Annotated in this window: 10 protein-coding genes and 1 pseudogene; 7 read left to right on the top strand and 4 right to left on the bottom strand. The window is 62.9% G+C overall.

Annotated features, from left to right (window positions below; translation table 11 throughout):
• The first annotated feature begins 365 nt into the window (after positions 1–365).
• The 4 genes from HNQ70_RS18235 (at position 366) to HNQ70_RS18220 (ending at position 2,820) form a co-directional block, all read left to right on the top strand.
• The gene (locus tag HNQ70_RS18235) at positions 366–647 is read left to right on the top strand and encodes a DUF4236 domain-containing protein (RefSeq protein WP_183970451.1); all 282 of its coding nucleotides are present in this window, start codon (positions 366–368) and stop codon (positions 645–647) included.
• A gap of 22 nt (positions 648–669) precedes the next feature.
• Positions 670–1,419: a DCL family protein gene (locus HNQ70_RS18230; protein WP_183970449.1), complete on the top strand. Its 750-nt coding sequence runs from the start codon at positions 670–672 to the stop codon at positions 1,417–1,419.
• Between the two features lie 622 nt (positions 1,420–2,041).
• The gene (locus tag HNQ70_RS18225) at positions 2,042–2,320 is read left to right on the top strand and encodes a type II toxin-antitoxin system TacA family antitoxin (protein WP_183970447.1); all 279 of its coding nucleotides are present in this window, start codon (positions 2,042–2,044) and stop codon (positions 2,318–2,320) included.
• A complete protein-coding gene (locus HNQ70_RS18220) occupies positions 2,317–2,820 on the top strand; it encodes a GNAT family N-acetyltransferase (protein ID WP_183970445.1) in 504 nt (167 codons plus the stop codon). The genes HNQ70_RS18225 and HNQ70_RS18220 overlap by 4 nt, the downstream gene beginning before the upstream one ends.
• 15 nt (positions 2,821–2,835) lie before the next feature.
• Here HNQ70_RS18220 and HNQ70_RS18215 read toward each other — a convergent pair whose 3' ends face one another.
• Positions 2,836–3,267 (bottom strand): LacI family transcriptional regulator, encoded by a 432-nt coding sequence (locus tag HNQ70_RS18215; protein WP_183970443.1) that lies wholly within the window; start codon positions 3,265–3,267, stop codon positions 2,836–2,838.
• Complete coding sequence (locus HNQ70_RS18210) at positions 3,264–4,241, bottom strand: recombinase family protein (protein ID WP_246435079.1); 978 nt, start codon at positions 4,239–4,241, stop codon at positions 3,264–3,266. Before HNQ70_RS18210 ends, HNQ70_RS18215 begins: the two co-directional genes overlap by 4 nt.
• 216 nt (positions 4,242–4,457) lie before the next feature.
• On the opposite strand from HNQ70_RS18210, the gene HNQ70_RS18205 reads away from it, so the two are divergent.
• The 3 genes and pseudogenes from HNQ70_RS18205 to HNQ70_RS20455 form a co-directional block, all read left to right on the top strand.
• Positions 4,458–4,922 (top strand): helix-turn-helix domain-containing protein, encoded by a 465-nt coding sequence (locus HNQ70_RS18205; RefSeq protein ID WP_183970441.1) that lies wholly within the window; start codon positions 4,458–4,460, stop codon positions 4,920–4,922.
• Complete coding sequence (locus HNQ70_RS18200; RefSeq protein ID WP_183970439.1) at positions 4,923–5,495, top strand: PIN domain-containing protein; 573 nt, start codon at positions 4,923–4,925, stop codon at positions 5,493–5,495.
• A 361-nt stretch (positions 5,496–5,856) separates the two neighbouring features.
• A pseudogene (locus HNQ70_RS20455) lies at positions 5,857–6,021 on the top strand (type II toxin-antitoxin system RelB/DinJ family antitoxin); the annotation flags it as partial.
• Positions 6,022–6,035: 14 nt separating this feature from the next.
• Here the strand turns inward: HNQ70_RS20455 and HNQ70_RS18190 are convergent.
• Together HNQ70_RS18190 and HNQ70_RS18185 are read right to left on the bottom strand one after the other, a co-directional pair.
• Positions 6,036–7,334: a saccharopine dehydrogenase family protein gene (locus tag HNQ70_RS18190; protein WP_183970437.1), complete on the bottom strand. Its 1,299-nt coding sequence runs from the start codon at positions 7,332–7,334 to the stop codon at positions 6,036–6,038.
• Between the two features lie 38 nt (positions 7,335–7,372).
• Complete coding sequence (locus HNQ70_RS18185) at positions 7,373–8,476, bottom strand: carboxynorspermidine decarboxylase (protein WP_183970435.1); 1,104 nt, start codon at positions 8,474–8,476, stop codon at positions 7,373–7,375.
• Positions 8,477–8,480: the final 4 nt, after the last annotated feature.

The following is an 8,480-nucleotide window of genomic DNA, read 5'->3' as shown; positions in this document are numbered from 1 at the left end:
CTGAGGCAAACTATTACCGGAAAATCACCCGTCAGATCACCGAGGTGGTGGCCTGACTTAACCCAAAGAGCCTCCGCGAAAGCCGGGGCGGTTCAGGGCGATTCACAATCTGGTTCGTAGGCAAGACCAAGCGACCGGAATGGGTGGTCGTGCGCTCCGCCAAGTTTCCCTCCAACAACGCAGCGCGACCGAGCAACTGGCAGGCAATCGCCGCCGGATGCGCCAAGTTGAGTACTACCGGGCACTTTGCCTCGGTCGCCGTAGTCAGTGTGGACCAGCCATTCGAGTCCGGTGATGAGGCGCCGGTGCCGTTGTGGCGCGGGCACGGAATGCATGTGCGTTTCACCGGATTGGAGTGATCCGCCATGGGCTTCCGATTCCAAGAACGCATCCGCATCTTCAATGGCCTGACGCTCAACCTGAGCAAGTCGGGTTCGTCGTGGACGGTCGGGCGCCCGGGCGCGTCGGTGAACTTCCGTGGCGACAAGGTTACCGGCAGCGTGGGTATACCTGGCACCGGCTTGTCGTACCGCGAGTCGCTGGACAACCAGGCCACGCCCGAGGAGCCGGGGACGAAGCGCAGTGGTGCGCGAGTCCTGTTCTGGCTCGCGCTGGTCGCCGTGGTGGCTTACGTTCTGCTGCGCTGACGCAGGACACGGAGGAGGAAGAATGGCAAAGGCTGTCGATATCGGTTCCCGGAGCTTCCGGACCCAGAGCAGTGCCCTGGAGCACTACAAGGCCGTGCTGCACCGGTACCAGGACGGGCAGCGCGTCTCCGACCAGGGTGACCACGCCGATCTGGTGGCGCTCATCGAGCGCTACGACCCGGTGCTCGACGCGGTTGGTGAACCAACCAAGGGGGACGGCCAGATCGCACACTTCGAGCGGCGTTTGAACACCGGGACCGGCTGGAGCAGTTCTGGCTTCTGGGTCGTCCGCCAGGACGGGACCGCTACCGACTTCTCGTACATCGACGCGGTCAAGGGCAAGCCCAAGGGGCGGTCTCAGGACTTCTATGGCGCATGCCGGCAGGCCGTCGCACTCGACCTCATCCAGGCCAAGAAGCAGGCATTCGCCCAGTACGGGGACGACCAGGGGCGGGTTGAGTGCGAGCTGACCTGCGTGATGGTCACCATCGACGACGCGCACCTGGACCACGCCTGGCCGAACTTTTCGCACTTGGTGAGTGGCTTCCGGGCAGCCAGGGGCTGGTCAAGGGACATCCCGGACGGCGTCGTATCCGCCCCAGCCGATGGCCAGATGACGGCGACCTTCATCGACAGCGCGGTGGCAGATGCGTTCCGGACCTACCACCACGATCAGGCAATGCTGCGGATCCTCTCCCGGACAGCCAACCTCCAGACTGCCAGCCAGGCGCGGAGGCCACGGGTCGCGCGCCCGGTACGCGTCGGGCTGTAGAGCCGTCCGGGCGGTTCGTGGCCAATCCGCGCAGGAACCAGCCCGATTACGGCAAGCGATCGGTGCCCGCTCTAAATGCGGACGCGGGTTCGATTGAGCAATACGGGATCGAACTGGCGGTGATCCTGGCGACGGCGACCGGGGTGGTTATGGGGTCGACCTGCTACGATTCAGCTCGTAAAAGGGGCTGATTCGCAGCGTTCCGCAGCGGTTTGCGTCGGTTGTAAGGCGCTGAGTTATCTAGGTTTGGCGCGGGTTACAGGCCCACCACCAATACTGAAGCCCCAACTGTTATCAGTTGGGGCTTTTTCTTGTCTATTTGCGCCAGTTCCCGCGTGTTGTTGGGGGTTCCTGCGGAAGCCTGCGGACTTCGCCAGCCGCCCGAATTGGCCGTTCCGGGCCACATTCCACTCTCTCCTGGCCATTCCTCGCTCCGACCTCGCCCCCTGGAACTGGCCCGAAGTCCGCAAAGGCCGCAACGCAGGTCCATACAGATCAGAGGGTTACGCGCGGACGAATCAAGCGGTTGGATTGCAGCATTGGGTGGAGAAGGAAACAACTTGTCAGGACACCGTCCGGACAACTACAATAAGGGCATCTAAGATCAGTCCGGAGGGGCACCATGAGCACCCTGAATCTTTCCAAGACCGAACGCATCGACGTTCGTGCAAGCACGCCAGTCAAGCAACTGCTGCAGGAAGCCGCACGCGCCTGCCACAAGAACGTCAGTGAGTTCCTACTCGACGCGGGCGTGACGGCGGCCGCGCAGACACTGGCGGATCGTCGCCAGTTCGTGCTCGACGAGACGCAGTGGCAGGCCTTCCAAGTAGCGCTGGATCGGCCGGTGCAGAGCAAGCCTCGCCTGAAGAAATTGCTGCGTGAACCCGGGGTGCTCGGTTGAGTGATGCCTACGCACCCGTTCGCAAGCTCCTTGCCACGGATCAGGTCGATGCTTTCGACTGCGGCCAGGCCGCGCTGAACCAGTTCCTGCAGCGCTATGCCCTCGTCAATCAGAAGGCAAACAGTGCGCAGACCTACGTCTGCTGCCAGGGTGATGTGGTGGTCGGCTTCTACAGCCTGGCGGTCGGCAGCGTCGATCCGGAGGCTGCTCCGTCAAGAATAATGAAGGGGCTTGCGCGTCACCCTATACCGGTCATGATCCTGGCGCGGCTCGCGGTGGACAAGGAGCATCAGCGTAAAGGTCTGGGCCAAGCCTTGCTCAAGGACGCCCTGCTGCGTACCGCACAGGCCGCCGACATCGCCGGCATTCGCTGCCTGCTGGTGCATGCCAAAGACGACGCAGCGCGGCAGTGGTACGAATCGTGGGAATTCGAGCCCAGCCCGACTGATCCGTACCATCTGTTCCTGATGCTCAAGGATCTCAAGGGCATGCTGAGCTGAGGTGGTGTTACCGCCTCAGAGCCCGACTCGCTCCCGCTGCTCATCCCACAGTGCTGGCGGATCAACCGCCAGATCAAACAGCGTGACGTGGTTCGGCAATGCGTCGTCCAGGATGGCCGCCACGATGTCGGGTGCCAGCGTGGTCAGGTTGACCATCCGGCTGACGTAGCTGTTGTCGATCCCTTCCCGGGCGGCGATCTCCTTGAGGGACTTCGCCTCTCCTGACTCCAGCATCGCCAGCCAGCGGTGGCCCCTGGCCAGCGCCAGTTGGATGGAGGTCGGTGCTACGTCCCACGGTCTAACCGGCGCGGTTTCGCCGTTTGGCAAGGTGACCAGCTTGCGGCCGCTGCGGCGTTTGATCTGGATCGGCACGGACAAGGTCAGCCTGCCGTCGCTGGTCTGCAGGATGTCGGGCTCGCCGGTCTTCTGGATGCGGATGTCGCTCATGCCAGTGCTTCCACTTGTTGCTCGACCGGCTCGGGGCGCAGCTCCAGCACCAGGCGTTCGATGCCGTTGGCGCGCAGCCGCACTTCGAGGTCGTTGGGTGACACGATGACTTTCTCGACCAGCAGTTTCACGATCCGGGTCTGCTCGGCCGGGAACAGTTGATCCCAAATCGCGTCGAGCCGGGTCATGGCCACGGTGATCTTCGCCTCGTCCAAGGTTGGATCGAGCTTGATCGCCTGCGGCAGCATGTCGCCGAGTAGATTCGGGGCACGCAGGATCGCGCGCAGTTGGTCGAGTACCGCCGACTCGAGTTCGGCGGCCGGCAAGCGCGGCAGGCCTGAGGCGCCCGCGTGCTCCTTGGCGTCACGCTGAGGCACGTAGTACCGGTACCGACGGCCATTCTTCTTGGTCGTGTGCCACGGCGACAGTGCTCGACCATCGTTGCCGAACACGATGCCCTTGAGCAGATACGCCACGGTTGCCCGCGTTGCGTTGCCGCGCACCCGGCCATTGGTGGCCAGGATCGCGTGGACGCTGTCCCACAGTTCGCGGCTGACGATGGGCGGATGTTCGGCCTGGTACCGCTGATCCTTGTGCCTCAACTCACCGAGGTAGGTTCGGTTGCTGAGAAGCTTGTAGATGTGGCCCTTGTCGATCGGTCTGCCCTCGCGGGTCTTGCCGTCTTGCGTGGTCCACGCCTTCGACGTCACGCCATCCAGTTTCAGCTCCTTGACCAGCGCCGTACTGGAGCCGAGTTCAACGAAGCGCTGGAATATGTGCCGGATCAGTTTGGCCTCGCGTTCGTTGGGCACCAGTCGGCGGTTCTCGACGTCGTAGCCCAGCGGTGGCACGCCGCCCATCCACATGCCCTTGCGCTTGCTGGCTGCGATCTTGTCGCGGATGCGTTCGCCGGTGGCCTCGCTGATGCTCCAGCGGGCGGCCAGTTGTTTTTGATTGAGGTGAGCGACTTCCATCTTGGTCTCCTTCCGAATGAGTTGGCAGGAGTCCATGAAGGCGCTGTTCCGCCCACGAGCCAAGGCACAGCGCGGCCTGGCGGCGGAATGGGTGTAAATGGGCGTCGTGTTGGTTGCCTGCCCGGCAAGACCCTTCTGTTTCGGATATTGCGATTATTCGTTTATTTCGATTATACTTCCTCCCATGATGCTGTTTGAAGCTCCCAGGAGGCTGCCATGACCACACTCTCTCCCACCCATTCGTTGCCGACGGCCGAAGAAGTTGCCATCGCTCGCGAGAGCGGCCGGGCGCTGTCTGCCTTCCTGCAGACCCGTGCGGAAACCCAGCAGATCGAGATCTTCGACGACAAGGGCGCGGCCCATCCGGTTCGCGTTCCAGTGTCGGCGCTACGGCTGCTCGTGGACGTCCTGACCGAAATCGGTGAGGGCAACGCGGTCAGCATCATCCCGATCCACGCCGAACTGACCACCCAGGACGCAGCGGACGTGCTCAACGTCTCGCGACCGTTCCTCGTGCAGTTGCTGGAGCGCGGCGAGATCCCGTTCCACAAGATCGGAACGCACCGGCGCGTCCGCTACCAGGACGTGATCGCATACAAAGAGCGGATCGACGCTGAGCGCAGCAAGGCCCTCGATGCCCTGGCCGAGCAAGGCCAGGCGCTCAAGATGGGGTACGAATGAATGAGTTCGAACTTCACCGTCATCTACGACGCGTGCGTGCTGTACCCGGCGCCGTTGCGCGACCTGCTGATGCGTCTGGCGCTGACCGATCTGTACCGGGCGCGTTGGACGGACATGATCCACGACGAGTGGACGCGTAACGTCCTGAAACAGCGGCCAGACCTGAAGGCCGAAGACCTGGAGCGGACGCGGTCGCTGATGAACGCCCACGTCCGCGACAGCCTCGTCACCGGCTTCGAGCATCTGATCCCGTCCATCGAACTCCCGGATGCTGCTGACAGGCACGTGGTGGCCGCAGCCATTCACGGCGGCGCCAGCCTGATCGTGACCTTCAACCTGAAAGACTTCCCGCCGGAACGTCTCAGGCCCTACAGCCTGATCGCTCAGCATCCGGACGACTTCATCTTCGATCTGCTCGAATTGCACGCTGCCCGCGTGTGCGAGGCGGCGGCCAACCATCGCCGATCGCTGAAGAACCCGCCCAAGACGGTGGACGAGTACCTGGACACGCTGCTCAAGCAGGGGCTGACACAGACCGTCGGCCAGTTGCGGGAGTGGAAGGTGGCGATCTGACGGACGCGGGTTCGATTCCGCAAATTGGAATTGAACCGGGCCCGTCCTCCGCAAAGTTGACGCCGCAGCAGTGGCCGACCGTGCGCCGGTGAAAACCGCAGAAATGCCCCCGAAATTGGCCTGTCAAGGCCCGCTTCTCACTGGGATCCGCAGCCATCCGCAACTTGCCGAGACCCCGATTTCGGGTTCATTCGACGCGGTGGGAGACCGGCTACCATCCCACCACCATCGAAGCGAAACGGGCTGCCCCGAAAGGGGTGGCCCGTTTTGCTTCGTTCTCCGGAATACGCAACCGAGCCACCCTTGTGCCCGTCCTCTCGACCGCTTGACCGTATCTCAATAGCGATACAAAGCCGCAGAGATGGAGGATCTGACCATGGCCCGTTCCACGATGCTGCACGTCCGAGTGGACGACGAACTCAAGACGCAAGCGAGCGAGGCGCTGGCAGCCGTGGGGCTGTCCCTGTCGGATGCCGTGCGCATCCTGCTCAAGCGCGTGGGCAACGACCAGGCCTTCCCGCTGGAGTTGGGCCCTCTGGCTCACACGGCCGGCGCGTCGACGACCTGCTTTGGCGAGCGCGCGGTTGCAGGGCTTTCCTTGTACGGATCCAGAACGCGGTCACCCTGCTCGTCGCGCACACGGGTCACCAGCCCCATGCGGTTCATCAGACTGATGAACGGTTTCGGATCGAGCTCTTCCACATTGACCATCTGGCGAACATCCCAGACGCCATTCGCGATCAGCATGGCCGCGGCAACGACGGGCACGCCCGCAGTGTAGGAAATTGCCTGGCTGCCGACTTCTTCGTAGCAATCCTTGTGATCGCACACGTTGTAGACCAGCACTTCCCTGGGCCTGCAATTCTTCGTTCCCTTGACCAGGTCTCCGATGCAGGTCTTGCCGATGTAGGTGGGCGCGAGTGAAGCGGGGTCCGGCAGCACGGCCTTGACCAGCTTCAGCGGGACCACTTCGAGGCCCTCGGCGGTGCGCACGGGCTTCTCGGACAGCAGGCCCAGACTGTTGAGCACCGTGAACACGTTGATGTAGTGGTCGCCGAAGCCCATCCAGAAACGGATGTTGGGCACGCCCAGGTTCTTCGACATCGAATGCAGCTCGTCATGTCCGGTCAGGTAGGCGGTGCTCCTGCCCACCACCGGCAGGTCCCAGTCCTTCCGATGCTCGAACATCCTGCTGGACTTCCATTGGCCACCCTCCCAGGACCACACGTTCGACGTGAACTCGCGGAAATTGATTTCCGGGTCGAAGTTGGTGGCGAAGTAGCGGCCATGGCTGCCCGCATTGATGTCGATGATGTCGATCGATTCGACCTCATCGAAATACGCGTCCATTGCGAAACGCCCGTAGGCGTTGACGACACCCGGATCGAAACCCACGCCGAGGATCGCCGTGGCGCCAGCTGCGCGGCAGGCGTCGCGGCGCTTCCATTCGTGGTTCGCGTACCAGGGCGGCGGCTCGCACACCTGGTCGGGATCTTCATGAATCGCCGTGTCCAGATAGGCGGCGCCGGTTTCGATGCACGCCGTCATGACCGACATGTTCAGGAAGGGCGAGCCCACATTGATGACGATCTGGCTGCCGGTGGAACGGATCAGGGCCTTGGTGGCTTCGACGTCCAGAGCGTCGAGCTGATGCGCCTTCAGCAGACCCGAGCCGCGCTGGCTGCCCTTTTCCCGGATGGAGTCGACGATCGCCTTGCATTTGCCGAGCGTACGCGAGGCGACATGGATGTCGCCGAGCGAGATGTTGTTCTGCGCGCACTTGTGCGCTGCGACGTGGGCCACGCCGCCTGCACCGATGATGAGCACGTTGCGTTTCATCTGGGTCTCCCTCCGGTTCCGGTTTCCGAGCAGTCCAGTCAGGACAGACTGTTGACGTAGTCATCGAAGGAAAACCGGCGCACAACGCGCACGGTGCCATCGACTTCCCTGACGGCGATCGACGGCATGCTGACGCCGTTGAACCAGTTCTTCTTCACCATCGTGTAGCCCGCGGCATCGCCGATCGAGATGCGGTCTCCGACCTGCAGGGGAGCGGGGAAACGGCCTTCACCGAAGATGTCGCCCGCCAGGCAGGTCTTGCCGCAGATCATGTACTGGTGATCACCGGCATCGGCGCCCAGGGGCGCCGACTCGCGGTAGATCAGCAGGTCGAGCATGTGGGCTTCGGTGGAGGCATCGACTACGGCCAGGTGCTTGCCGTTGTAGCCGACGTCCAGCACGCTGACCTCCAGCGTGGCGGCATGCCTGACCGCCGCCTCGCCGGGCTCGAGATAGACCTGCACGTCGTATTTGCGTGCAAAGCTGCGCAGGCGCTCGCAGAATTCATCGACTGGATAGCCCGGCGTGGTAAAGCTGATGCCGCCTCCCAGGCTGACCCACTTCAGGCGCCGCAGAAGGTCTCCGTACCGCTGCTCCACCTGGGTGAGCAGCTCGTCGAAACGGCCCAGGTCGGCGTTTTCACAGTTGTTGTGAATCATCACACCGTCGATCCGATCGACGATTGCCCGGATGCGCTCGGGATCGCCTTCACCCAGACGGCTGAACTTTCGCGCGGGATCGGCCAGGTCGAAGCCCGAGTGGCTCACCCCGGGATTCAGCCGCAGGCCGACCGGCTTGCCCTCGGCGAAGGCCTCATAACGCTCGAACTGGGTGATCGAGTTGAAGATGATCTTGTCGCAGCTCGCGACCACTTCTTCGATTTCATGATCGGCATAGGCCACGCTGTAGGCGTGGGTCTCGCCGCCGAACTTCTGATGGCCCAGCTTGACTTCGTACAGGGACGACGAAGTGGTGCCGTCCATGTGCTGGCGCATCAGATCGAACACCGACCAGGTGGCAAAGCACTTGAGCGCCAGCAGGACCTTGGCGCCCGAGTGCTTGCGCACGTGCTCGATGATGTCCAGGTTGCGTTGCAGCGCCTGCTTGTCGATCAGGTAATACGGCGTGGGAATGTCAACCATGCTG

Source organism: Quisquiliibacterium transsilvanicum (assembly GCF_014202215.1).
GTDB classification, from domain to species: Bacteria; Pseudomonadota; Gammaproteobacteria; order Burkholderiales; family Burkholderiaceae_E; genus Quisquiliibacterium; species Quisquiliibacterium transsilvanicum.
Note: the sequence above shows the minus strand (reverse complement) of the source record. Positions and strands in the feature narration are given on the sequence as shown.

Excerpts from the sequence above, each read along its gene's own strand:
- HNQ70_RS18235 (WP_183970451.1), top strand. The coding sequence starts at position 366 with ATGGGCTTCCGATTCCAAGAACGCATCCGCATCTTCAATGGCCTGACG.
- HNQ70_RS18230 (WP_183970449.1), top strand. The coding sequence starts at position 670 with ATGGCAAAGGCTGTCGATATCGGTTCCCGGAGCTTCCGGACCCAGAGC.
- HNQ70_RS18225 (WP_183970447.1), top strand. The coding sequence starts at position 2,042 with ATGAGCACCCTGAATCTTTCCAAGACCGAACGCATCGACGTTCGTGCA.
- HNQ70_RS18215 (WP_183970443.1), bottom strand. The coding sequence starts at position 3,267 with ATGAGCGACATCCGCATCCAGAAGACCGGCGAGCCCGACATCCTGCAG.
- HNQ70_RS18210 (WP_246435079.1), bottom strand. The coding sequence starts at position 4,241 with ATGGAAGTCGCTCACCTCAATCAAAAACAACTGGCCGCCCGCTGGAGC.
- HNQ70_RS18205 (WP_183970441.1), top strand. The coding sequence starts at position 4,458 with ATGACCACACTCTCTCCCACCCATTCGTTGCCGACGGCCGAAGAAGTT.
- HNQ70_RS18200 (WP_183970439.1), top strand. The coding sequence starts at position 4,923 with ATGAGTTCGAACTTCACCGTCATCTACGACGCGTGCGTGCTGTACCCG.
- HNQ70_RS18190 (WP_183970437.1), bottom strand. The coding sequence starts at position 7,334 with ATGAAACGCAACGTGCTCATCATCGGTGCAGGCGGCGTGGCCCACGTC.
- HNQ70_RS18185 (WP_183970435.1), bottom strand. The coding sequence starts at position 8,476 with ATGGTTGACATTCCCACGCCGTATTACCTGATCGACAAGCAGGCGCTG.